This is a genomic window from Chryseobacterium carnipullorum (genome assembly GCF_003815695.1).
In the GTDB taxonomy this organism is placed as follows: Bacteria; Bacteroidota; Bacteroidia; order Flavobacteriales; family Weeksellaceae; genus Chryseobacterium; species Chryseobacterium carnipullorum.
This window is the reverse complement of the sequence record NZ_CP033920.1, coordinates 2,886,037-2,911,260: the sequence shown is the minus strand read 5'-3', so window position 1 is coordinate 2,911,260 and position 25,224 is coordinate 2,886,037. Positions and strand designations below refer to the sequence as shown.

Genomic DNA, 25,224 nt, shown 5'->3' with positions numbered 1-25,224 from the left:
TGATTATTTGCTAATTCGTGAATACAAATTAACAACTGCTTTTAAAAGTTCCTCCATTCCTTCCGCTGATTTCAAAGGAGAGTATTTCTCCATTTGAATCCGTTGTGATAAATTTCTGTATTCTTCAGCAACAGAAGATCCCTTATCACTTTCCAGACGTATTCTGAAATCATCTGAAGAGCTTTGCAAATACTGTTTTCTTACCTCCAGATCCATTTCCTCCAGGGTATCAAAGAACTTTTCATAATCTCCGTTGTCTTTAAGGTTTTCTAGATAGCTGAAATAATCGTTGATATCCGTTTTCAGTGTTTCACGAATTTCTCTTTCCGTTTCAGCCACAGAACCAAGTGGTTTAGGAGATGTTGTTTCTCTAACTAACGCTCGCTTTTTTTGCCAAGTTTTAAATAACAGATAGACGATAAATAATCCTATTAGAATGGCAATATTGGTTAAAAGAATATTCCAGTGGAACTTACTTTTTTCTTTTACTTTAAATGTAGTTGTCTTCAGAACAGGCGTATTTACCGTTTCTAAAAGGGTATTGGTATACTCATTTACTTTTTCAACCGTGGTACGGGATTCAAGAATTTGGTCATGTGAAAAGGCATTAAGTGCAAGGGTTTTCTGTCCCAGGTCAACATATTCACGGCTAGCCGGATCAAAGAATGCAAACGGTTCGGTCTGGATTGAAATAGGTCCTGCTTTTTTGGGAATCACGACATAGTTCGCGAAAATTTCTCCCTTCATTCCTGTAGTTCCCGGAGCTACTTTAGACGTAATTTTTGGACTAAAAACTTCATAATCGGGAGATGAAACAATCTTCGGAAGATACATATCCGGAAGGTTTCCTTCTCCTGATACTTTAATAATCACATTAATCGGTTTTTCAACCTCTATTTTATCTTTTGATGCATTATAGACATTTACGCTGAAATTTCCGACTGCATTTTTAAAATACTCAGGTGATCCCTCAGGAAGTTTTTTTACATTAAGCTTTACTCTGTTGGAAACAATTTTATTTTTGTTGGAATATGAACTCACCGATGCTGATACAGACGGAACATCAACGTATCCCGCTTCATTAGGAAAGACCATAAATACCGCTACAATCTGAGACGCCATGTTTCCGGCTCCTGAAGGGTCAATCTCGGACTTGGTGAAACTTATAGGATGAACGTTAATATTATCCTGACGGGGAAGACGAACATCTTTTACCTTTCTGAAGTTGTCCATGTTTTTAGAATACACCCTTAATACAGCAACTGTAGGCTGATCCTGGTAGACCTCACGGTCTTCTATCTCCATGTTCAGATACATCTCGCTGGAAATATTCGTCGCAAGAGATCTCTTTTCAACAACATCTTTTATATTGACATCAAAAGGTTCTGTCTTATAGATTTTATTGTTCACTGTTACCAGTACGGAACCGATTTTAATTTTCCCTTTTTTCTTAGGTTCAAGAGCAATTCTGGATACTTTCTGAGTAACAAGTGTGTTGGTTGCGGGATCAATCAGGGTATTGGTCACAGATCCGCTTCCAATAATGGTAAATTTTGAAAGATCGGGAAGCTGGAAACGGGTCTGCGGCTCGAGATCCACCCCATTAAGTTCCAGAATAATCGTAAGGTTGACAATATCCTTTCCATTGTATTCTGCTTTATCAGATTCCATAAACAGGTTAACCTGTCCGTAAGAAATTACGGATGCAAAAATGAATAGTATGTAAATTAATTTCTGTTGCATCACCAATCTTTTTCGTTGCTCTGGGGCACCGAATAAGAATTTTTATTTAATATTTTTCTGGCGGTTTCTTTTTCTTTTTCGCTTACTTTATCTAATATGGCATTTTCAAGGTTTTTAGGCATCTTCCCCTCATCATTCTGGTCCTGCTTGGGAGTATCTCCTTTTTCACTCTTCCCTTCTTCCTGCTGGCCACTGCCCTGATCATTCTTTTGATCTTTTTTATCGCCTTTCTGATCATCACTTTTATTCTGATCATCACCGCCACCGCCTTTTCCTGAGTTTTTCTGCTCATTTTTTTGCTGCTGCTCTTTTTCCTTTTCTTTCAGCTTGGCAATTTCGTAATTCTTTCGGGTTGCTTCATTGTAAGGATTCTGCTTCAGAGCCTGCTTATAATAATCAGCTGCTTTTTCAGGCTGGTTCATCTGCATATAGGTATTTCCAAGGTTATGAAGAGCGGCTGTTTTATCAGGCAATGTCTGCGAAAGCTTTTGTGCTTTGTCAAACTCTGCTTTAGCCTCTTCATATTTTTTGCTTTTATACAATGCGTTTCCAAGGTTATAATGCGCTGTGAAATCTTTATCGTTGGTTTTTACAGCCTCCATATACTTAGAGGAAGCTCCGTCATAGTCTTTACCATTGAATTTCTGATTACCTTCATACACTAAAGTTCTATAGTTTTCCTGCCCAAACACTACGCTTGAGAATGAGAAAGCAATAAGAAACGATAAAAAAATGATTTTAGTATTCATTAACTGCAAAATTATTCGTTTATATGTTAATAAACAGACCTCTATTTGTTAAAGTTCGGTTAAAGTATTTATTTAAAATCTTGATAGACAAAGTATCCGACATTATACATTGAAATCTTTTTTTGGGTTCAATATATAAATTAAAAAGAAGAAGAAAATAGATACGATCAAAAAATACTGATAATAGTGATTGGCATTCTGAGACCTTACCAAAGTCTGTGCAGACGAAGATTTTTTGTTCATGGCATCGATGATTTTGTCGGGAGCTTCATTGACATTATTTCCGTCGACATAATCTCCGCCTGTGGACTCTGCCATCTTTTTAAGGGCTTCCGTTTGTCTTTTGGAGATGACTGTTCCGCCATCCATATCCGTTTTGTACCCCATCAGCTGTCCGAAAACATATTCCGGTACCGGTGCTCCTTCATCTGTTCCTATTCCTACCGATGTTATGGAAATACCTTCTTTATTGGCAAGTCTGATGGCTGCATTGTCATTTCCTTCATTATCTTCACCATCACTTAGCAGAATCACCTTTCTTGAGCCTTTGCTAACATTTTTAAACTTATCTGCTGCTGCCTGCATTCCCTTGAGAAAATCTGTACCCTGGATCTTCATGGAATTGGTTTCTATAGCACTGATGTACGTTTCCGCGGTACCGTAATCTGTGGTAAGCGGCATAATAGAAACTGCTTCTCCGGCAAAGATCACGATCCCTATCTTATCATTTTTCATCTTCTGCATGGTATTCATCATCAGATTCTTCGCCTCTGCAAGACGGCTGGGATCAATATCCTCCGCATTCATAGAATTGGAGACATCGAGCATAAAGATAACATTGTTAAGCCTTTGATTGGTTTTCACTTCTTCCGAACCGTTCAGAAGATCGATAATAGAAAATATCAGAAACAGCGTTCCCAAAAGATATAAAGCAGGAAAGAACTTTGTAAATCCTGATCTTTTTTCAAATAAACTTTCATGAAAACGGCTCTCAGCAAAAATCTCCCTTTTCTTCTTTTTCCATTTTAAATAACGGATCATAAAGGAAGCCAGCAGCGGCAAAAGCAGCAGCAAAAGTAAATACCAGTAATTTCCTAAAGACCAATTCATCAGCTTAAAAATTTATATAACACCCATCGCAGCAGCGCATCAAAGAACAGCATTCCTAATGCGATCCAAAGGAAGATTTTAAAATATTCGTCATAATTGTACAGCTTGGAAACTTTGATATCTGATTTTTCCAAATGGTTGATCTCATCATAAACCTCCTCCAGACTGCTGTTGGAAGTCGCTCTGAAATATCTCCCGCCTGTAGTTTGTGCTACTTCTTTCAGTGTATTTTCATCGATCGTCACTTCTGTTTCAGTAAAAATTAAATCACCGAAAATATCCTGAGAGGTAGGCATCAGCGCAAAACCGTTTGTCCCGATTCCAATGGCATATACTTTTATATTATTATTCTTAGCCAGTTCTGCCGCCAGCTGTGGAGGTATCGCATTCTGAATATTGCTTACCCCGTCTGTCATCAGGATCACCACTTTACTTTTAGCTTTGCTTTTGATCAGATGATTGACTGCTACAGAAAGTCCTTCTCCGATGGCTGTTCCCGGTTCAAGACCTGCAGAATTAAGATTTTTAATTTCGTCAATCACCACCTGATGATCTGAAGTCACCGGTACCTTTGTAAATGCTTCCGCTGCATAAGCTACTACTCCTATTCTGTCATTCGGACGTTTCTGTACAAACTTCACAGCAATATCCTTTAATGCCGTAATACGGTCCGGATTGAGGTCTTTCGCAAGCATACTCAGGGAAACATCTATAGAAAGCATAATATCTACTCCTTTGGTATCATCCCTGTCCTGAGATATCGTAAATGTTCTCGGTCTGGCCATCGCAACAATAAGCGCAGAAAGAATGATGTATTTTGAGAGTTTAAGCAAAACAAGCACTGCACGGATGCCTCCGTTTTCTTCCATATTCTGGACCGTCGGAACTTTGATTCCCTTCTTTTTCTTTCCTCCGACATCTTTAATCAATAAAGGAATGAACAGCAAAAAGAGCAGCAGAAACCACGGACTGTAAAATTCAAAATTAAGCATCCTTTCTTAAGTTTTCAAATTCTAAATCTTTTGATGATCTCTTCACAAAATCGCGGATATCTGCAAAATCTTTTTCCATAGTCGCCTGATCAGGGAAGGTTTTGGCAAACTTCACCAGATCTCCTCTTAAAAATACATCTTCCACTATTTTTTCGTTTTCCTGGGAAATCGTGTTGTTCTTTTTCATGACGTCAATAAGATCGTCGGTAAGAAGAACATCCGCCGGCAGCCGGTACTGTGTGGTAATAAAGGTTCTTGATATTTCTATTAATTCCACATAGAAAGATCGGAAATTCCCTCCTTCGATGTATTTTTTCTTTTTCAGGGAATCCAGTTCTTTTAAGGTCTGGTTCGTAGCAACTGCAGGTGAGCTTTTCGATTTTCTACCCCATTTGATGAACATAATGATTGCAATAATCAAAGCGATAACGGCAAGCGCGGCCAGAATATAAAATTTATAAAGCTCCCAATAATCTTTTGTTTCAAGCTTTACCTCTTTATTGTTCATGATATCATTGATCTGATCGGCCTTTTGGGCGGTATTGATCACATCAATTTCATAAGGAATGGTTTTTAAGATCTTTCCTCCTACATTAAATTCCAGTTCAGGAATGGTAAATTTTCCCTCGTCATAGACTGAAAACTCAATTTTTCTTTCGTAAGAATTCTGATTTTGTCCTATGCTGTCCTTAATCTCTTCGAAATGGAAAGGAAGCAATTCGTTTTTAGGAGCAGCAACGACCTGAAGATCATGAACATTGTCAATTCTAATCATTAACCGATTGACTTCACCTAAAGCCAGCGTCTTCTTTTCAAGATTGGAAGACAGTATCTGTGAAAAAGCACTTCCACAAATTAAAAAAGACAGTATGAATAATATTTTTTTCAATTTCTAATAATAGTAGTTAAGGCCAAAGCCTTTGTTATTTTGGTTTACTTCTTCTGGAAATAATTATACAGTAATTTGGAATAATCAGCACCGGTGCTGACATTCATAAAACTGGCCGAACTGGTAGCAAAATCTTCTTCCAGAGCCCGGACTTTCTGTTTCTGGGCTTCCGCGAAGGTATATCTCCATCTCGCACTGGAAGTATTGGCCCAGACTTCTTTTCCTGTTTCAGCATCATGCAAAAGCACATAGCCTACATCGGGAATTTCGTTATCTTTTTCGTCATAAATTCTCAAGCCCAGCAACTGATGCTTCTTTGAAGCTACCCGAAGCATTTTAGAATCGTAGGTATCTTCAAAATCAGAGAACAGAAAAACCAGAGATTTTCTTTTGAAAATCCCCATCATGTATTCCATTGCCTTATCAATCCTGGACACTGCAGGCACATAATCTGCCGTCAGAATATTGCTGATAATGGAAAGAATATGCTTTCTGCCTTTCTGGGGCGGAATTACTTTATACACTTTATCTGCAAACAGAATCAGTCCTACTTTATCATTGTTTCCGGCAGCCGAAAATCCAAGGCTGGCAGCAATTTCTGCAACATATTCTCTTTTCAGCTGGCCTTTGGTTCCGTAATCCATAGACGCTGAAATATCTACGAGAATCATCATCGTCAACTCTCTTTCTTCTTCCATCACTTTGACGAAGGGTTCACGGAAACGGGCTGTTTTATTCCAGTCGATTCTGCGGATCTCATCGCCAAACTGATAGGGACGAACCTCAGAGAAAGTCATTCCCTGACCTTTAAAAGCACTGTGATACTGTCCCATAAGCGAAGCTTCCGTCTTCTTTCGGGTACGGATCTCAATCTGCTTTACTTTCTTTACAATATCTTTTATTTCCATAAATGTGTTGCGGGTTTCGAGATGCAGTGTTTCGGTTATTCCCGTCTTCCATTCTCACCTCTCACTTCTAATCTATCAATTCAATTGAAACATTCAGCCATTCATTATCAAATTTCGGGCTGTATTTCTTATAAAAATTAATCGCGGGTTCATTCCAGTTCAGTACCTGAAAAACCATTCCGCTATACTGGTTTGATTTTCCATAGTCTAAAGTGGCCTCAAACAAAAGTTTTCCGATCTGCTTTCCCCTCATTTTTTCTGTCACTACGAGATCTTCAAGATACAGTCTTCTTCCCTTCCAGGTTGAAAATCTGTCATAATATAATGATATTCCAACAATTTCATTGTTAAGCTCGGCAACAAAAGCTCCCCAAACAGGAGATTTCCCGAAGCCGTCTTCTATAAATTCATCCAAAGTTAAGGTCACTTCATGAAGTGCCTTTTCATATTCTGCAAGCTCTTTGATCAACTCCAACATTGGAGCACAATCTTCCTGAACCGCTTTTCTGATGATCACTCCACTCATTAGGGCGCCTGAATTTTTGCTAAAATTCTATTGATAATCTCTTCTGAAGTAATTTCTTCTGCTTCAGCCTCGAAAGTAAGACCAATTCTATGCCTTAATACATCCTGAGCCAAAGCTTTTACATCTTCAGGAATAACAAAAGCTCTCCCTTTAAGGAATGCATACGTTCTGGATGCTATGGCAAGGTTGATGGATGCTCTTGGTGACGCTCCGAAACCAATGTAATTTTTAAGTTCAGAAAGTCCGTAGTTTTCAGGATAACGGGTGGCAAAAACCATATCCAGAATATATTTTTCGATCTTTTCATCCAGATAAATCTGATTGATCAGTTCTTTAGCATCTACAATATCCTGTAATGAGATCACAGGTTTCACAACAGGCTGATGAGAGGTAGAAACCATTCTCATGACCGTTCTTTCATCCTCAAAACTTGGGTAATCAATTTTACACTTCAGCATAAAACGGTCGCTCTGGGCTTCCGGCAGCAGATAAGTTCCTTCCTGGTCGATCGGGTTTTGGGTAGCGAGTACCAAAAACGGTTTTGGAAGCTTCATGGTTTCATCACCAATGGTGACTTGCTTTTCCTGCATTACTTCCAATAGTGCCGACTGTACCTTAGCCGGCGCACGGTTGATCTCGTCCGCCAATACAAAATTGGCAAAAACAGGTCCTTTTTTTATGGAAAAATCATTGTCCTTGATATTGAAGATCATGGTTCCTACAACGTCTGCAGGGAGTAAATCCGGTGTAAACTGTATTCTGGAGAATTGTCCGTGAACAGCTTCTGCCAGGGTTTTGATCGCCAGAGTTTTTGCCAGTCCGGGTACCCCTTCCAAAAGAACGTGTCCATTCCCCAAAAGGCCAACCAAAAGGCGGTCTATCATGTATTCCTGTCCAATGATCACTTTGTTGATTTCCTGTCTCAGAAGGGAAAATAAGTAGTTTTTTTCTTTTACTTTTTCCGTCAACTGGCGGATATCTTCGGCTTGATATATCTCTGACATAGCTTTAATTAAAATAAGTGGTAAATTTCTGATAAATACTGGCAGTAATCAACATAATGAATGCCATTTTTGAGTTAAAGTTTGTTAAATATTCCGGGATTGGTAAAGCAGTATGATTAATATAAAACAACTTTCACTGTATAAAATCAATTCATACAGTGAAAGTTAAGATAATATTTTCTTATAAAACAGAGTATTAAATGAAGAGTTTTATAGTTAATGGATCAATTTTGCTTGGCAAATCAATGGTAAATGATTCCTACTAACAAAAATTCACCATTCACCATTCACCCCTATTAAAGTTTAATGATTTTAATGGTAAAAACATTTTCCGGCATATCGACTGTTTCTTCGTAAGCCCCTACATTGATAAAATATTCAGTTCCTGCTGTCGTTGTGAATGTATAGGTTTCTGCTGCACCACCGCCACCATTGTCTACTGCCTGAACGCATACCAAGCTACTGCATGTACCCCTGTAAATATCCATCTGAGGATCATAGGTACTGCCTGAAGGCATTGTTATCCCAACGGTAAACTGCCCACCGTCTCCTGTAAATTTAAACCACGTCCCGTCATTCATTGCGTCGGCACATGAGGTTATGAATCCATTATTATTAGTAGCAGATATTGCATCACTTTGAGTATATTCATAGGGGAAAGCAGCTGCTGGTAAGGCTCCAGAACAGGCATCATTGACTGGAATGGGAGGAATGGTTTTAAAGGTAATATCTGTACATCCTAAAGACTCAAGGCCGGCTGAAACAGCATTAACTTTTAAATAGTAGGTCGTATCACGGTTAAGGGGAGTTGATGGAGTAAAATTAACCCCTGTCACAACCTGCTGATTAATAATATCTGTCCCTCCCGGAGTTGTTCCCAGTGAAATTTTATAAGAATCCGCCCCTGAAACCACCAGCCATTTAATAGCAGGAAGCAAAGGTACAAACTGGGTTCCGTTTGTCGGATAATTGACAAAAGGGCATGAAGGACCTAACTTAGGCGTTAATCCTGAAATAGTAACTGCAGATTTGTAATCGGCTCTTATCCCTCCGGGTGGCGTTGCAGGATCAACTACCGCGCGGTCTCCCTTATAATAGAGAGTAGAATACAGAATATGCGGGTAAACGCGAAATGCTTCGTCAAAATTATTAATATCAATACTCTGAGAATTTTCTTTAGCAGCAATTACTAAATTATCGGTGTTATTATAAGCAAATGGAGTCGTGAAAATAACTTCCACCTTATTATTGGTTTTTGTCACAGTACCTGAAAAAACCTGAGTAAGCTGAGCAGCCGGAATCCAGTCGGTACCGGATGTAAATGCTGTTTTTGCAGTATGCCCTACATAGACGCTCCAGTCCGAGGAATCATTGATTGTGGCGGACGGATCCACATAAAATGTAAGACCTGTGATATTTCCTGCAGCTGTAGCATTTAACTCTTGTTTAGGATAGATCTGCTGAACATAAGAATAGGAAAAAAAACTGCTTACAGGCGCAGTGCCTACCGAAGTGCTTGTGATATTCAAATTGATCTGTGCATTAAATGCCGAAACTATCAATAACAGAGATAAAAGTAAAATTCTTTTCATAATTAATAAATTCATCAATAACAATGATGCTAATTTAACAATAAAGTTTTGATATTAATAACAAATATGATTATTTCACTGATCATATTAATTATTTAAACCATTATCAAGAAAACGATGTATAAAAACAATTCTATAAGTCTAATTAATAAAAACCATTCATCAGTATTTATAATTAATTTACGTATTTAATAAAGAAATCAATGTATGATTTAAAATTAATCAAACAACAAACTGCTTTAAATATATATTTTAATATATTTGTATCAAATGCCAATCATATGTATAAAAAGCTATTTTTTGCGGGTCTTTTTTTCGCAGGTCTTTTTAAATCACAGACAACCAATAGAATGAATCTGATTTCAGATGCAGTTTATTATGACGGCTATGCGGCTACAGTCTCTGACCCGGTTCCTGCTGGTCTTATCAGGCTGGGAAACACGAGATATGCAAGGAAACTGACAGATGCTGAGCTTAATTCCTTTAAAGCAAAAATTGCCATGAGAGTAAGCATAGGTGCCCTTTGTGATAACTATGACCGTCTGGGAAGTGTTTATTTAGCGATGGTTCCGAAAAACCAGCCTACCTATACAATGAATGACACTAATGTGAAAAGAATCGAAGTTGGAAGATACATTACTCCGTTTATGAGTAAAAACCGTACTCCTGGTGAGGTTCCTTACACGTATGACCTCAGTAATATGTACAATGTATTTCATGATGCTACCTTACGTACGACCTATGATCTCTACATGGAACTTGATGTTTTCGGTGTTCCTTATGCGGCACAGACACAGGTTGCCGGATGTGCCGGAAGGATTGATGTTTTCTCAGGAAATCTTACTTTCTTTTCAACGGATACAGGGGCCACCATCACAGATCAGAATTCTATTGTTCCTATACTAACCTATAAGACCTTAAACAACTATAACAATACGGATGTTCCTGGTGAAACTGTCAGAATTGTTAATTTCAATCTTCCCAATGCCATTACCAATGCCCGTTTCTATGTCATCTCCACTCCTCACGGCGCCAATACAGGCGGGGAAGAATACGTAAGAAGACAGAATTACACCTATATAGATGATGTCCAAATGCTTACTTACACTCCCGGAGGAATTTCCTGTGAACCGTTCAGAGTATACAATACACAAGGCAACGGAATTTACGGTGCAGCTCCGAAATCAGTTGCAGAATGGACGTCATGGAATAACTGGTGTCCGGGCAACTCTGTTCCGATCAGAGGATTCAGCATGCCCAATCTAAGCGCAGGAAATCATACTTTAAAACATACCATTCCAACGGCCGTTTTCAATCAGCAACAGGGTGATGTATACTTATCGGTCTATATGCAGGGTAAAAGCAGTGCAGTACTGGATGTAAAGGATATTAAGACTGTGGATGTAAGCATCTACCCCAATCCTACTTCAGATTTTGTGAATATAAGATCCAAGTCTGAGGTCGCTTCAATAAGTGTTTTCAGTGTTGATGGTAAAAAATTAGCCGAAACCCGCGGGGAAAACAAAATAGACATTTCAACATATCCTGCAGGAGTCTATTTGCTGAACATTATGTTAAAAGACGGAATAACATTCAAACATAAGATCATCAAAAAATAATCACCTTAAAAATATATTCAGATCTTACGATTTTGAAAAAACAACTCCTTTGAATACTTTTCAGAGGAGTTGGTTTTGTAATTGGCAAAAACAAAAGAGCATCTGATCATTTTACTTATCATGGAAATGATGACAATTAACACTTTTTTTCACGATTTAAGAACATTTAATTTAATCCTTGATCCAAAAAATTGTCACTTCCAGTTTATTAGACTATTTTTGGTGATTAAAAAATTTTGTAAAATGAATTATCATTTTCAAGCACACAGACAGGTGAGAAAGAACCTTTTAGGAATCCTGCAGAATACTTCACATGAAGATCTTTTGCTGATTCCTGACGGTTTCAACAACAATATGTACTGGAATATTGCGCATACAGTAGCTACTCAGCAACTCTTGCATTATTATCTGAGCGGAAATCCTTTCAGAATAGATAAATATTGGATCGAAACCTATAAAAAGGGGACTCTTCCCAACCTGAATGTACAAAAATCTGAAGTGGAAGATCTTGAGTTTTTGCTCACCGAAACTTCAAAGATTTTGATGAAAGATTATGACAGTGACTTCTTTTCAGACTACACCCCGTACACCACCAGTTTCGGAATGGATCTGAAAAGTATTCAGGATGCTATTATCTTTAACAATATGCATGAAAGTCTTCATTACGGCTACATCATGGCACAGAAAAGAGCAATATTGGGCGAGAAATATTAATATTTTGATGAAGAAAGTTTTTTTTCCACAGTTCTTCCTTTTAGGTGCACTCATCATTGTTTTGGTGAGTTGTTCCCCGAAAAGTGATGCTGTAAAAACATCTGCTGGTGACAGCCTTTCAAAAACATCAGAAAGTATCGTTCCAAAAAATCATCAGTCCGAAATAAAGAGCTCCGTTGCTTGGGAGGAAATTTTCAAATCTCTTCCAAAAGAATGGACGATGCTCACCAAAAAAGACTCGAAATACATCATTTATATTCCGTGTGATTATCAGAACCAGAAAATAATTCTGAGCAATAAGGGGAAATATGCATTAGAGCATATCATTGGGCAGGATGCCTATTATTTTCAGATCAAGAATATCAGAAAAGACGGAAATACGTACCTGTTTGAGCTGCAGGAGGAAAATACAGAAAAAGGACAAGAAAATGTAGTTTATACATTGGATATTAAAAAGAACAACCAGGCATTATGGGATGTTTATAATGATGAAAGAAAAATGGCAGGTATCACTACCACCGATTCTCGCTTTGAAAGCAGATACAAAACAGTAGAAGAGCCGCCCTGCCTTGAATAAGTTTAACAACAGAAAAAATAAATTTTGACAAACGAAAACAAAAAAGACGATTTCATTTTCGGACTTCGTCCAGTAATAGAAGCCATTGAAGCGGGAAAAACGATTGATAAGATCTTTGTGCAGAATGCACTTCAGGGTCCTATTTATGCTGAGCTGAAGACTATTTTAGCCCAACATAAAATCCGTCCCAACTATGTGCCGATTGAAAAACTGAACCGTTTTACAAGAAAAAACCACCAGGGTGTGGTTGCTTTTATTTCTGATGTTCCGTTTCACAGAGTGGAAGACATTGTTCCGCAGTTATTTGAAGAGGGAAAAACGCCTTTCTTGCTGATCCTGGACAGACTTACAGATGTGAGAAACTTCGGAGCGATATGCAGAACGGCAGAATGTGTAGGGGTAGATGCCATCATTATTCCTGAAAAAGGAGGAGCGCCTATCAATTCAGATGCCATCAAAACATCTGCGGGTGCCCTTTACAATATCAAAATCTGCAAGGAGCCGAATCTTGCCCACGCGGTAGATTTCCTTCAGCAGAGTGGTATTTCTGTGTTTGCAGCGACTGAAAAGGCTCAGAAACTGATCTATGATGTGAATTTCACAGAACCTTGTGCGATTGTCATGGGAAATGAGGAAACGGGAATTTCTAAAGAAGTAATGCACCATTCTGATGAAAAGATTAAACTTCCTATTGAAGGAAAGACCCAATCTCTAAACGTTTCTGTAGCATGTGGTGCGATTTTATATGAAGCGGTAAGACAAAAAATTGTGGCAGCGGCATCTCTTTAGTAAGTAGCCGGAACATAAGTATTTTATCGTGATGTTTTATGGTATCGTTATTGATGCACAGAACAAAAATATCAGTAAAATTTAAACTTAAAAAAATTAAAATGAAAAACGTAGCAGCATTCATGCTCATCTCATCTATAGCTCTTGTTTCTTGTAAAAAAGAAACGGCAACCATCACTAAAGTAGATCCCAAAACAGGAAAAACAGTGACTGTAGAAGTTCCTGCAGATTCTGTAGCCAAAGTAGCTGAAAATCCTGCAATCAAAGATTCTGCGGGAGTTTTTACTCAGACTTTTAAGCTGGAAAAAGGAAAAACATATCCTCTTACAACGTACCAGAGGGATGTAAAAACGATGGAAGATCCTCAGGGAAAAACAATCACGGCAACAAGTGAGTCTACAGATGAAATGAATTTCACCGTCAACGATATTAAAGGGAATGTATATGACATGACCCTTAATCTTGTGGGTAAAAGAAATTCACAAAGTGCACAGGGCAAAACAGTAATTGTAGATACCAAACAGGCTATTCCGAAAGAAGATGATCTGAAAATGATCTGGAATATCAACAAAGCGCTTACCGGAAACAAGCTGAACATGAAGATGGATACTAAAGGAAATGTAATTTCTATCACAGGTTTTGATGCTGTTTATACCAAAGTGACCAATGCCGTAGGAACGCTGATCAAAGATGCGAACCAAAAGGCAAGCGTTGTAGCGAGTCTTAAAGAAACTTTCAATGAAAAAGTATTGAAAGACCAGCTTAATAAAAACTTAACGATTATTCCTAAAAAAGGAGTAAAGATCGGTGAAAAGTGGACCACTTCTGAAAATGCTGATGCAAGCGGAAGCGTTAAGGTCACTTCCAACTATGTACTGAAAAGTGTAGGAAACGGAACGGCAGAAATTTCAGTAACGGGAGGAATTCCTAAAAAGACTGAAAAGAAAACCCAGGGACCGATCACGCACAGCCTTAGCAGCGAGCTTGCTCAGAACGGAACCATTAAGTTTGACCAAAGTACAGGGTGGATTGCCAACCAGAATATCGATGTAAAAACAACACAGGTTGAGACTATTTCAGACGGAAAACAGTCACAGTCTATGAAAAGCACGTCTAAATCTTCTGTCATGGTGAATCCTTCTGCAAAATAATTGAATTAAAGACGTTTTAGGGTAAGAGTGTTTGAAAATCAGAGAGGTTTGGGGTTTCATGGATCATAAGCATCAGGATACCCTTACCAAATTTGAATTTTAAACACTTAACTTTGAATCTTAAACTTTGAATTTAAATTAGAAATTATGAAGTACATTCTTGAGTTAGTACTCACAGCTATTATTATGTTCTTTGTCTGGAATATCCTGAGAAGGCTCTTTTTCAAAACTTTTTATAGTTACAGGTTTAACAATAATAAAGACAACATTAACAATCAGCAGGATCTTAACAGCTCGAATAAGAATAAACAGAACCTCAACTGGGATGCAGAAACCGTTGACTATGAAGAGGTGAAAGAAACCAAAGACAAAAGGTAAAAATTCCAAGAAATAAAAGATAGTAACCAGCATGGCTAAAAATAAAAACTTAATTTATATTGCAATTTCATTGATTGTCTTTATAGTTTTAGCATTTTTATACTCCACCCCTGTTTTTTCAGGGAAACAACTTTTTCAACATGATATCGTACAGTACAGAGGAGGCGCAAAAGAGCTTCTGGACTACAGAGCCGATACCGGAAACGAAACCTACTGGAGTGATTCCATGTTTGGCGGAATGCCTACCTATCAGATGGGAAGTCAGTTTAAAGGTGACATCATCAAAAAGATAGACAGCAATCTGAATTTCCTGCCAAGACCCGTTAATTATCTTTTCCTGCTTTTTGCAGGATTCTTCTTCCTTGGAATGGTAGCCGTCAGAAACTGGAAATACGCCTTACTAGGTGCCACATTCTTCGGTCTATCCACCTATTTTTATATTATTATTGCGGCCGGGCACAACGGAAAAGTCAATACCATTGAGTATTTCGCACCGCTGCTTGCCGGAATTATACTGGTCTATATCCGGAAACAGTACATCTGGGGATTTATTGCAACGACCCTGTTTATGGGGCTTCAGATTGCAGCCAACCACCCGCAGATGACGTATTACCTGTTTCTGGCTTTAGGATTTTTATTCCTCTCCGAATTGGTAAGAGCAATTCAGAAAAAGATCCCGATGAAGCATTTTCTTATTTCATCAGGAATTATTGCTGCTTCATGTGCCATTGGCGTGGGGATGAACTCTCAAAGGATTATGGCCAATTCCGAATACATTAAAGAAACCGTCCGTGGAAAACAGATCCTGACGAATGACAGTCATACTTCAGGAGAATCAGGATTGGATAAAACGAGTATTCTGATGTGGAGCTACGGAAAACTGGAAACATTGAATCTTTTCATTCCAAGGCTGATGGGTGGCGGAAGTCAGGAACCGGAGGCCAAAGAAATGATGAATAAGGTTCAGGAACTTATCCAGGAAAATGTAGGCTCGCAGGCAGAAATGGACAGGATTTCCAAAGGGTTCAACGGGGTTACCTACTGGGGAGATCAGCCCGGAACTTCAGGTCCTGCTTATCAGGGTGCCGTTGTATGCTTCCTTGCTTTATTAGGATTCTTCTTCGCCTGGAAAAAATACAGATACTGGATTCTCGGAGCTTCTATTCTGACCGTTTTACTGGCATGGGGAAGCAACTTTATGCCACTGTCTGACTTCTTTATCGACTATGTTCCTTTTTACAGCAAATTCAGAGCACCTTCTTCTATCCTCGTGGTGGTAGAGTTATTATTCCCTCTGATTGCCATTATTGGAATTTACCGATTCTTTACCGATGAAAAACTGACAGAGGAATACAAAAAGAAAATCCTTATGTATGTAAGTGGTGGAACTTTAGGACTCCTTCTTATTCTGCTGATTTTTGGAAAATCACTGCTTGGTTTTTATACCGATGGCGAAAAAACATATTTCCCCCCTTTCCTTTTGGATTATCTTGCTGATGAGAGATTCAAATTATTCAGAATTGATGCTATAAAGGCGCTGATCTACGTCGCTATAACGGCAGCTGTTCTTTTCTTAACGATGAAAAAGAAACTAAGCCAGAATGTGGCTTTGATTATCATTGGAGCAGTAAGCTTATTTGATCTCTGGACGGTTAACAAACGTTATCTGAATGATGAGAATTATGTAGACAAAATCTTCGCTGAAAATCCATTCCAGACTGAAGGTTCAGATCTTCTGGCTGAAAAAGTTCAGGGAAATCCGAATTTAGAATCTATCTTAGCGAATGTCAATGTGAATAAAACACTTGAAACGATTGCTGAAAAAGATAAAACACACTATAGAATTTTCAATAATATTTTAGGAACATTCAGTGAAACAAATACGTCTTATTTCAAATCTTCTATCGGAGGTTATCATGCAGTAAAGCTGAGAAGATATGACGACGTGATCAATGAATATTTCCAGGTGATGGATTCTGTAAAAGTACCTAACATTCTTAACCTTCTTAATGCAAAATACTGGGTGATGGGCGGACCGGAAAAACCTCAGGCCATGCCCAATGCAAAAGCTAACGGAAATGCATGGTTTGTAAGTGATCTGAAATTCGTGAATACCCCTGATGAAGAAATCAAGTCTATTGGGGTAATCAACAGTAAGAAAACAGCTGTTATTGCAGCATCAGATAAAGCCTATTTCAACAGTAAACCGGTTCAGGCAGATTCTACGGCATTTATCAGTTTAACGAAATATCAGCCGAATGAGCTTGAATTTAAATCTCAGTCTAAAACGCCTCAACTGGCTGTATTTTCTGAGATCTATTATCCTCATGGCTGGAAAATGTTTGTGGATGAAAAAGAAGTTCCTTACATCAAAGCTGATTATCTTCTGCGCGCTGTACATGTTCCTGCAGGAAACCACAACATCAGAATGATCTTTGAACCTGAAGTGATTGAAAAAGGTAAATGGCTGTCGCTTTTATGCTTCGGATTGTTTATCGCACTGAGTGGATTCGGGATTTTCTGGATGTATAAAAATAAGAAGAAGGAACAGCTTGTTGAAAAAACTGTTTAACGTTTAAAGTATATTGTTCAAACTTAATGGAACAAAAAAAAATACTGATCATCACCTATTACTGGCCTCCTGCGGGAGGTCCTGGTGTTCAAAGGTGGCTGAAGTTTGCCAAATACCTGCCGGAATTCGGCTGGAATCCTGTGATTTACACCCCGGAAAATCCAAGTTATCCCTTACTCGATGAAAGTCTTATGAAAGACATTCCTCAAGATCTGGAGATTATAAAAACCAACATATGGGAACCTTACCAACTGGCTGAAAAACTGAATAAGAGCAATAAAAAATTCAAAGCAGGGCAGTTTGATGTGGGCAAAAATCAGAGCTGGAAATCAAAGCTTTCAATCTGGGTAAGAGGAAACTTCTTCATTCCTGATGCCAGGATATTTTGGGTAAAACCTTCCATAAAATTCTTAGAGCAGTATTTAAAAGACAATAAAATCGATGTGGTAGTGACTTCCGGACCGCCCCACTCTCTTCACCTGATTGGTCTCGGACTGAAAGAGAAATTCCCGGATATGAAATGGATTGCCGATTTCCGTGATCCATGGACAGAGATTTCGTACTATAAACATTTAAAACTCACGAAAAGTTCAGACAGGAAGCACCGTCAGCTTGAAAGTGCGGTTTTTAAAACTGCGGATATCACATTAGCCACAAGCTATACAGATGCTGAAAATTTCAGAAAATCGGGAGCCAATGCGATTTGTATTACGAATGGTTTTGATGAAAGCGATGCTTCGGCTACACACAATGCGACAGGAGAAAACACTCAGGAAAAAGCCTTTACTTTAAGTTATATCGGAGTACTTGAGCAGTTGAGAAATCCTGAAAACCTTTGGAAAATCCTTAATGAGTTAGTAAAGGAAAATAAAGAGTTTACAAACCATTTCACCTTAAAATTTGCTGGCAGAATTGACGATAAAATTCTTCAGTCCTTCGATAATTCAAATCTGAAAAATCATATCCTGAACCTTGGTTATATTTCTCATGACAAAGCAGTACAGGAAATGGCCCAGTCAAATCTTTTACTGATCACGAATTTTCCCAATGAATCTTCTAAAGGAATTATTCCGGGAAAAATATTTGAATATCTTGCCACCGGAAAGCAAATCATTTCTTTTGGTCCCAATGAAGCTGATGTTTCAAGGATCCTTTCTGAAACGGCCTCAGGAAAACATTTCAGCTACGAAGATTCTGAAGTAATTAAAGATTATATTCTGGAACAATTTGAGCAATGGAAAAAAGGAAATCTTTTGGTAAACACTCAGAATATTGAGCAGTTTTCAAGAAGAAATCTGAGTAAAAAGCTTGCTGAGATTTTGGGTTAAACTAAAAATCCTTGTCAAGGTTTTGAACCTTGACAAGGGTAACCAGATTAATAACGTTCAGTCTTTAACTTTAATTCCCTTAGCACAGGTCAGATTAAATCGTCCATTGGTCATTAACAACAGCTATCAGATATTGCTTACCCTGAAATTCTTCAAATACAAAACGGATCGTTTTCCAGTCCATTTCGCTGTTCTTTTCTGTCCCTTTGATATAGTTTTCAGTAAAATCTTTACCGGGATATATTTCTTTTAAATTATTAAGTGAATTACCGCCACCCTGAAATTTGTTTAATGAATATTGTGAGGCTGTAAAATCTTTCGAAAATACCCATTTTGTAAAATAATCATTGATGGTTGCCTTGTAAGGATCTCCGGAACCATCTTGGGCTCCCCAGGTAAATAAAGTTTTTGTCGGCTGGAATTTCTCAAAATCTTCCTTCGAGAAATGTCTGTCTTCTTTCGGATCTACAAATCCATACATTGAAAAGCTGATTCCTTTTTCCGGATGAATTAATGAGGCAAACGTTTTATAATCTTTACCTTTTAAAGCCTGCAGTATTTCATCATTTGCTTTCTTTACCGCGGCTTCATCAGTCTTTTTCTGTTGTTTAGTATTCTCCAGATTTTTTTCCTTAGCCTGAGCCATAGAATCAATGACATTAGGAACAGGTTTTTCAGGATTTTTCTTACACGCAGTCAATAAGGTTAATGCAAATATGGGAATTATCAGGTTTTTCATCTTTTTAATTTTTAATGCATAAGAAACACCAAAACTGGTGCCAATACGATGCTGCTGATAGATAAGTTCTGTCATCAATTTCACGCTTAATCTCAAGGTTTTAAGTAAATTTGTACTATGGAAATTTTAGACATCCTGATCATCGGAGGCGGACCGATCGGCCTTAACTGTGCGCTTGAAGCTCAGAAAAACAATCTGACGTACATGATCATAGAAAAGGGAACCATCGTTAATTCTCTATACCACTATCCTTTATATATGCGTTTTTTCTCAACAGCTGAAAAACTGGAAATTGGAGGTATTCCTTTTATTTCTCCTGCTCCGAAACCCGGCAGACAGGAAGCTCTGGAGTATTATCAGGGAATAGCAAGACAAAAGGAAATCAATATTCGCCTGTATGAAAAGGTCCTCAAAGTTTCCAAAACAGGAGATATTTTTGATATTGAAACCTCAAAAGCAGTCTATAAAGCAAAGAATGTCATTATTTCAACAGGATTTTATGATATTCCCAATCTCATGGATGTTCCGGGAGAAAACCTTCTGAAAGTGAAACATTACTATACAGAACCCTATCCTTATGCCCAACAGAAAATAGTGGTCGTAGGATCAAGTAATTCCGCAGTGGATGCTGCGCTGGAAACTTACAGGAAAGGTTCTGATGTAACGATGATCGTCCGCCACTCTGAAATCTCAAAAAACGTAAAATATTGGGTAAAACCTGATATCGAAAACAGGATCGCAGAAGGAAGCATCAAAGCTTATTTTAATTCTGAAATAGTAGAGATCACAGAAAATACGGTCATTTTTAAAGATGAAAAAGGACAAATCAGTGAAATTGAAAATGATTTTGTACTGGCACTGACCGGTTATCTACCCGATTTTGATTTTCTGAGAAACTCAGGAATAGAATTGCAGGGCGACTGCCTGAATCCGTTGTACCATCCTGAAACTATGGAAACGAATGTTCCGAATTTATATCTTGCAGGCGTGGTTTGCGGAGGAAAGGATACCCATCTTTGGTTTATTGAAAACTCCAGGATTCATGCAGAGATGATTGTGAGGAATATTTTTGGGAGAGAATACTGATTGTAGTAGGTAGATTTCAGACATCAGATCGTAGACCTGAAATGTTCGGATGATAAAAATATGATGCTCTAAAGTCGCAAGGATTTTATCAAAGGTAAAATTGATTGGGGATAATTTATCCTGCACAATCTGCCCAATCTGTGAATCTGCGGGACTTAAAGTTATGAGATTTCAGACATCAGAAATCGTTTACAGGCTTCAATAACCCTCAGACTTTCACCTTCTATCCTAAAAACTCTCAAACCTCAGACTCTAAAAACCTGAAACTCCCGACCTGTACTAACTTCCAGCCTTCTTTTTCAGCATCCATGGAATCACAAAATAAAATCCTGCAGCAATACCTACAGCCAATACTCCTGTTCCGATCCACAAAGTACTGAAGCCTAATTGATCAGCGGTCATTGTTCCGACATAAGGAGTAATGATAAAAGCTAAAGCAACGGCTATCCCGTTCATTCCCATATAAGCTCCTTTATTGTTTTCTCCTGAACGCAGAGCGGTAATGGTCGACATAAAGGGAAGAGTCCAGATTTCACCAATACACAGCAACGTCATCGAAACAATAAGCGTAAGAATGGAATAATCAAAAGCCAGCATGGCATAAGAAATACCACATAATAGGGTTCCTATCAGTAAGGTAAAGGCCAGACTGAAATACTTTTCTGCGATCTGTACAAAACCCATTTCAAGCAGGACAATCAGGAAACCGCTGTATCCAAGGATATAACCGATATTCTGCTGGCTTAAATGAGCCGTATCTTTATAGAAAATAGTCAATGTACTGAATAATTGGAAAAAACAAATCGCGAATAGCATACAGAAGAAACTGTACATCAGAAATTTTCCGTCGCGGTATGGAGAATTTTCTTTTTTAACAGCAATAGCCTCTTTTACTTTTTTAGGTTTCAGTAATGCCTGTTTATTTCGTTTCCCGAAGAAACGGATATACATTAAACCCGCCAGCAATGCGGCTAAAGCATTGCTAAAAAATAAAAATTCATAAGAAATAGCAGATAATATCCCTCCCAGTGCCGGACCTATGGAAAACCCAAGATTAACGGCCATTCGGTTGAGTGAAAAAGCTCTGGTGATGTTTTCAGGTTTAGCATATTTTGTAATGGCTACTGAGTTGGCAGGTCGGAACGTTTCGCTTACAATACTCTGGATCAAAATAATTGCCGCCAGCCCAACTTCCGTTTTGAAAAGTGGAATCAGGCAGAATAAAGGCACACTCAGAAGCAGACTCAGGCTCTGAACGCGGTATTCTCCAATTTTATCTGTGATCAATCCACCCAGCCAAGAGCCCAAAACAGAACCTATTCCAAAAAAGCTCAGAATAATTCCTGAGTTTTCTATGCTGAAATGAAGATGTCCCGTCATGTAGACTCCCAGAAAAGGAAGTACCATAGAACCTGCACGATTGATGAGCATGACCAGCGCCAACATCCAACTTTCTTCCGAGAGTCCTTTAAAAGAACTCGTATATACGCTAATTAATTTCACACTGTTATTTTTTGGGGAGAAAATCCGGTAAGTTGCAAATTTAAGAAAAATGCCCCAGAACACCCTTCAAAAGGTCTTTTATTTATCAATAAGATCCATAGGAATAAAAACATAGGGTATCCGACCGGAATCAGCTGATATTTTAACTTCAACCAGACAATCAACTTTTATAATTTTCGTAAATTGCAGTAACAACGGGATATTTCAACTTGAAATTCTAAAATCATAAGCAAAAATTTAACCGAATCAATACACGCAAATGATAACCTACGAAAATTTACATGATACGCTATCGTTTTACAGTATTGATTGCCGGCAGTCTTACTATATCTCTTCCGGAAATCCTATTTTCGATTTTCCTGAGGCTCCCTTCAGGATGGATTATTATGCGCTGTGCATTTGTACCGCCGGAGAAATAAGTATTGAAATTGACAATCAAAAATACGATGTTGATGCTCACTGTTTCCTTGTTGCCGCCCCATCTACGATCGTGAAGTTTCTGGAGACCAGTAAAGATTTTAAAATGAAACTGCTTTTTTTTGACAAGAACTTTCTGATCAAAAACATATCCAATCCTTTCATTATCGAAAAGATGAACCTGTTCTCCAGCGGGTCTTACAGTATTGTCCGGACGGATGAAAAAAATTCAGCACTGCTGCAGAATCTGCTGGACTATTTAAGGAAGAAATCCAGGCAACAAGGGAAGTTCACAGAAGAAATTGTCCGGACCATTATTTTCAATCTGTTATTGGAAACCGCTGACATTATAGAAACAGAGAATAACAATGTCTTCGAAAAAGAGGAAGGCAAAAAAGATATTTTCTTAAAATTCAGCCAGATGATCCGTGACAATATAAGACAGCACCGGACCGTCCAGTTTTATGCTGACCAGCTTTTCGTTTCCGGCAAATACCTCATTGAAGTGATCAAAAAGGCAAGTGGCAAAACACCTCATCAGGTCATTGATGAAACTCTTCTTAAGGAAGCTTATATGATGCTCGGTAATCCTGACATTACCATTTCGGAGATCGCTTTTGAACTGCAGTTTAATTCTGCTTCTGCTTTCGGACGTTTTTTCAAAAAACACACGTCCATTTCCCCTTCAGAATACCGAAACAGAGAAAGTATTCAGTGATAAGAATTTGGGGACAGTAATTCTGACATTAGGGACATACCCTACATTCTGAATAGAGGTACCTTTATATTGTTAATTAAAACAATAAAAAATGAGTACGATCAATTCAAAATTCGACAAAGTTTTAAATGCTTCTGAGCAATTCGGAAATGTAAACCACGAACCGGATTCCAGTAAGGAAGTTCAGATTAACACTCCTGAAAAGACCATGCCTTTTTCAGATCAGATCGGAAACTATCAGCGTAATAAAGGAATTCCTTTAAAATCTTACGAAAACAGTAAAATCTATATTGTAGGAAGCGGAATTGCCGGAATGTCTGCGGCCTACTATTTCATCCGCGATGGTCATGTTCCGGGAAAAAATATTATTTTTCTTGATCAGCTTAATGTAGAAGGAGGCTCTCTGGACGGCGCCGGAAATGCAAAAGACGGTTACATCATCCGTGGAGGGAGAGAAATGGATATGACCTACGAAAATCTCTGGGACCTGTTCCAGGACATTCCTGCTCTTGAACTTCCTGCTCCATACAGTGTACTGGATGAATACCGTCTGATCAATGACAATGACCCGAATTATTCCAAGGCAAGACTGATTCACAATCAGGGAGAGATTCAGGATTTCAGTCAATTCGGACTTGAGAAAAAAGATCAGCTGGCGATCGTGAAATTGTTACTAAAGAAAAAAGAGGAACTTGATGACCTTACGATTGAAGATTATTTCGCGGAATCTTTCCTTAACAGTAATTTCTGGTTCTTCTGGCGTACTATGTTTGCTTTTGAAAACTGGCACAGCTTACTGGAACTGAAACTGTATATGCACAGATTCCTGCATGCTATCGACGGAATGAAAGACTTCTCTTGTCTCGTCTTCCCAAAATACAACCAATATGACACTTACGTTACGCCTTTAAAAAATTTCCTTGTTGAAAAAGGGGTTCAAATACAGTTCAATACTCTGGTAAAAGACCTGGATATTCATATCAATACGGAAGGGAAAACAGTAGAAGGCATTATCACGGAACAGGATGGTAAGGAAGTGAAAATCCCTGTTGGAAAAGAAGATTATGTAATTGTCACCACAGGATCTATGACTGAAAGTACATTCTATGCGGACAATAATACAGCTCCCGAAATCACACTGGATAACAGCAGTGCAGGACAAGGCCCGGGATGGATGCTTTGGAAAAATCTGGCCGCCAAATCAGAGGTCTTCGGAAAACCGGAAAAATTCTGCAGCAACATCGAAAAATCTTCATGGGAATCTGCTACGCTGACCTGCCGACCTTCTGCTTTTACTGAAAAATTAAAAGAACTGTGTGTCAATGATCCTTATTCCGGAAGAACGGCTACAGGTGGTATCATTACAATCACTGATTCTAACTGGGTGATGAGTTTCACCTGCAACAGACAGCCGCATTTCCCTACTCAGCCTGATGATATCCTCGTTGTATGGGTGTATTCTCTGCTGATGGATAAAGATGGAAATTACATAAAAAAAACAATGCCTGAGTGTACCGGGAACGAAATCCTTGCAGAACTTTGTTATCATTTAGGGATCATTGACCAGTTGGATAATGTCATAGAAAATACGATTGTCCGCATTTCATTTATGCCCTACATTACTTCTATGTTCATGCCGAGAGCTCATGGCGACCGTCCGAGAGTGGTGCCTGAAGGCTGTAAGAATTTAGGATTGGTAGGACAGTTCGTGGAAACGAATAATGATGTGGTATTTACCATGGAAAGTTCTGTGAGAACAGCCAGAATTGCGGTGTACAGTCTGCTAAACCTGAACAAACAGGTTCCGGACATCAATCCTCTGCAATATGATATCCGACATTTATTAAAGGCGACCCAGGCTCTGAACGACTACAAACCGTTCTTAGGCGAAGGTATTCTAAGAAAAGTACTGAAGGGAAGCTACTTTGAACATATTTTAGTAGACCGTCCCGAAGAAAAAGAAGAACATGAATCTTTCCTTATGGAACAGGTTGGCCGATTCCAGGACTGGATCAAAGGAGTGAAAGGATAAAAGGCTGAAAGTTGGAAGAGGGAGATTGAAAGCTATTATCTCACATTAATTTTCGATAGTTGCCGATCAATTCCAAAATAAAGGGAAG

Annotated in this window: 22 protein-coding genes; 11 read left to right on the top strand and 11 right to left on the bottom strand. The window is 38.5% G+C overall.

All coding sequences use genetic code 11. From position 1 onward, the window contains the following. Positions 1–3: 3 nt before the first annotated feature. The 9 genes from EG346_RS13305 to EG346_RS13265 form a co-directional block, all read right to left on the bottom strand. Entirely contained in the window at positions 4–1,743 is a 1,740-nt protein-coding gene (locus EG346_RS13305) for a BatD family protein (RefSeq protein WP_123879169.1), read from the bottom strand. Continuing rightward, positions 1,743–2,492: a TPR repeat aerotolerance protein BatC gene (locus EG346_RS13300; RefSeq protein WP_083564042.1), complete on the bottom strand. Its 750-nt coding sequence runs from the start codon at positions 2,490–2,492 to the stop codon at positions 1,743–1,745. The genes EG346_RS13305 and EG346_RS13300 overlap by 1 nt, the downstream gene beginning before the upstream one ends. A 102-nt stretch (positions 2,493–2,594) precedes the next feature. Beyond that, complete coding sequence (locus EG346_RS13295) at positions 2,595–3,602, bottom strand: vWA domain-containing protein (protein ID WP_123879167.1); 1,008 nt, start codon at positions 3,600–3,602, stop codon at positions 2,595–2,597. After that, on the bottom strand, positions 3,602–4,594 hold the full coding sequence (locus tag EG346_RS13290) for a VWA domain-containing protein (RefSeq protein ID WP_123879165.1): 993 nt from the start codon (positions 4,592–4,594) through the stop codon (positions 3,602–3,604). The genes EG346_RS13295 and EG346_RS13290 overlap by 1 nt, the downstream gene beginning before the upstream one ends. Then, entirely contained in the window at positions 4,587–5,483 is an 897-nt protein-coding gene (locus tag EG346_RS13285) for a BatD family protein (protein ID WP_123879163.1), read from the bottom strand. Before EG346_RS13285 ends, EG346_RS13290 begins: the two co-directional genes overlap by 8 nt. A 44-nt stretch (positions 5,484–5,527) precedes the next feature. Next, positions 5,528–6,391: a DUF58 domain-containing protein gene (locus EG346_RS13280; protein WP_073333090.1), complete on the bottom strand. Its 864-nt coding sequence runs from the start codon at positions 6,389–6,391 to the stop codon at positions 5,528–5,530. A gap of 67 nt (positions 6,392–6,458) precedes the next feature. Beyond that, positions 6,459–6,917, bottom strand: coding sequence for a GNAT family N-acetyltransferase (locus EG346_RS13275; RefSeq protein ID WP_073333092.1), 459 nt, complete (start codon positions 6,915–6,917; stop codon positions 6,459–6,461). Further along, positions 6,917–7,921: an AAA family ATPase gene (locus EG346_RS13270; protein ID WP_073333095.1), complete on the bottom strand. Its 1,005-nt coding sequence runs from the start codon at positions 7,919–7,921 to the stop codon at positions 6,917–6,919. Before EG346_RS13270 ends, EG346_RS13275 begins: the two co-directional genes overlap by 1 nt. 296 nt (positions 7,922–8,217) lie before the next feature. Then, on the bottom strand, positions 8,218–9,513 hold the full coding sequence (locus EG346_RS13265) for a hypothetical protein (RefSeq protein ID WP_123879161.1): 1,296 nt from the start codon (positions 9,511–9,513) through the stop codon (positions 8,218–8,220). Positions 9,514–9,794: 281 nt separating this feature from the next. Here EG346_RS13265 and EG346_RS13260 point away from each other — a divergent pair, with 281 nt between their 5' ends. The 8 genes from EG346_RS13260 to EG346_RS13225 all read left to right on the top strand — a co-directional run bounded on the left by EG346_RS13260 (position 9,795) and on the right by EG346_RS13225 (position 18,641). Beyond that, entirely contained in the window at positions 9,795–11,132 is a 1,338-nt protein-coding gene (locus EG346_RS13260; protein WP_164466127.1) for a peptide-N-glycosidase F-related protein, read from the top strand. Positions 11,133–11,375: 243 nt separating this feature from the next. After that, positions 11,376–11,846: a DinB family protein gene (locus tag EG346_RS13255; RefSeq protein ID WP_034728833.1), complete on the top strand. Its 471-nt coding sequence runs from the start codon at positions 11,376–11,378 to the stop codon at positions 11,844–11,846. Positions 11,847–11,853: 7 nt separating this feature from the next. Further along, complete coding sequence (locus EG346_RS13250) at positions 11,854–12,423, top strand: hypothetical protein (RefSeq protein WP_123879157.1); 570 nt, start codon at positions 11,854–11,856, stop codon at positions 12,421–12,423. 24 nt (positions 12,424–12,447) lie between these two features. Continuing rightward, positions 12,448–13,212 carry a 23S rRNA (guanosine(2251)-2'-O)-methyltransferase RlmB gene (rlmB, locus tag EG346_RS13245; RefSeq protein ID WP_394343262.1) on the top strand — a complete coding sequence of 255 codons (765 nt, stop codon included), beginning with the start codon at positions 12,448–12,450 and terminating at the stop codon, positions 13,210–13,212. Positions 13,213–13,313: 101 nt separating this feature from the next. Beyond that, complete coding sequence (locus tag EG346_RS13240) at positions 13,314–14,363, top strand: DUF6263 family protein (RefSeq protein WP_073333327.1); 1,050 nt, start codon at positions 13,314–13,316, stop codon at positions 14,361–14,363. 147 nt (positions 14,364–14,510) lie between these two features. Continuing rightward, positions 14,511–14,741 (top strand): hypothetical protein, encoded by a 231-nt coding sequence (locus tag EG346_RS13235; protein WP_073333111.1) that lies wholly within the window; start codon positions 14,511–14,513, stop codon positions 14,739–14,741. 31 nt (positions 14,742–14,772) lie between these two features. Next, positions 14,773–17,313 carry a YfhO family protein gene (locus EG346_RS13230; RefSeq protein ID WP_123879155.1) on the top strand — a complete coding sequence of 847 codons (2,541 nt, stop codon included), beginning with the start codon at positions 14,773–14,775 and terminating at the stop codon, positions 17,311–17,313. 26 nt (positions 17,314–17,339) lie between these two features. After that, positions 17,340–18,641, top strand: a complete 1,302-nt coding sequence (locus EG346_RS13225) for a glycosyltransferase family protein (protein WP_123879153.1) — start codon at positions 17,340–17,342, stop codon at positions 18,639–18,641. 94 nt (positions 18,642–18,735) lie between these two features. Here the strand turns inward: EG346_RS13225 and EG346_RS13220 are convergent, their stop codons facing one another. Next, complete coding sequence (locus tag EG346_RS13220; protein ID WP_228429335.1) at positions 18,736–19,455, bottom strand: hypothetical protein; 720 nt, start codon at positions 19,453–19,455, stop codon at positions 18,736–18,738. Between the two features lie 42 nt (positions 19,456–19,497). Between EG346_RS13220 and EG346_RS13215 the strand changes: the two genes are divergently transcribed. Continuing rightward, positions 19,498–20,466: a YpdA family putative bacillithiol disulfide reductase gene (locus EG346_RS13215; RefSeq protein WP_123879149.1), complete on the top strand. Its 969-nt coding sequence runs from the start codon at positions 19,498–19,500 to the stop codon at positions 20,464–20,466. A 279-nt stretch (positions 20,467–20,745) separates the two neighbouring features. On the opposite strand, the gene EG346_RS13210 is transcribed toward EG346_RS13215, so the two are convergent. Further along, positions 20,746–21,912, bottom strand: a complete 1,167-nt coding sequence (locus tag EG346_RS13210) for an MFS transporter (protein WP_123882679.1) — start codon at positions 21,910–21,912, stop codon at positions 20,746–20,748. A 316-nt stretch (positions 21,913–22,228) separates the two neighbouring features. On the opposite strand from EG346_RS13210, the gene EG346_RS13205 reads away from it, so the two are divergent. Next, positions 22,229–23,104: an AraC family transcriptional regulator gene (locus EG346_RS13205; RefSeq protein WP_123879147.1), complete on the top strand. Its 876-nt coding sequence runs from the start codon at positions 22,229–22,231 to the stop codon at positions 23,102–23,104. Positions 23,105–23,195: 91 nt separating this feature from the next. Continuing rightward, the gene (locus tag EG346_RS13200) at positions 23,196–25,136 is read left to right on the top strand and encodes an oleate hydratase (protein WP_123879145.1); all 1,941 of its coding nucleotides are present in this window, start codon (positions 23,196–23,198) and stop codon (positions 25,134–25,136) included. The last annotated feature ends 88 nt before the right edge of the window (positions 25,137–25,224 follow it).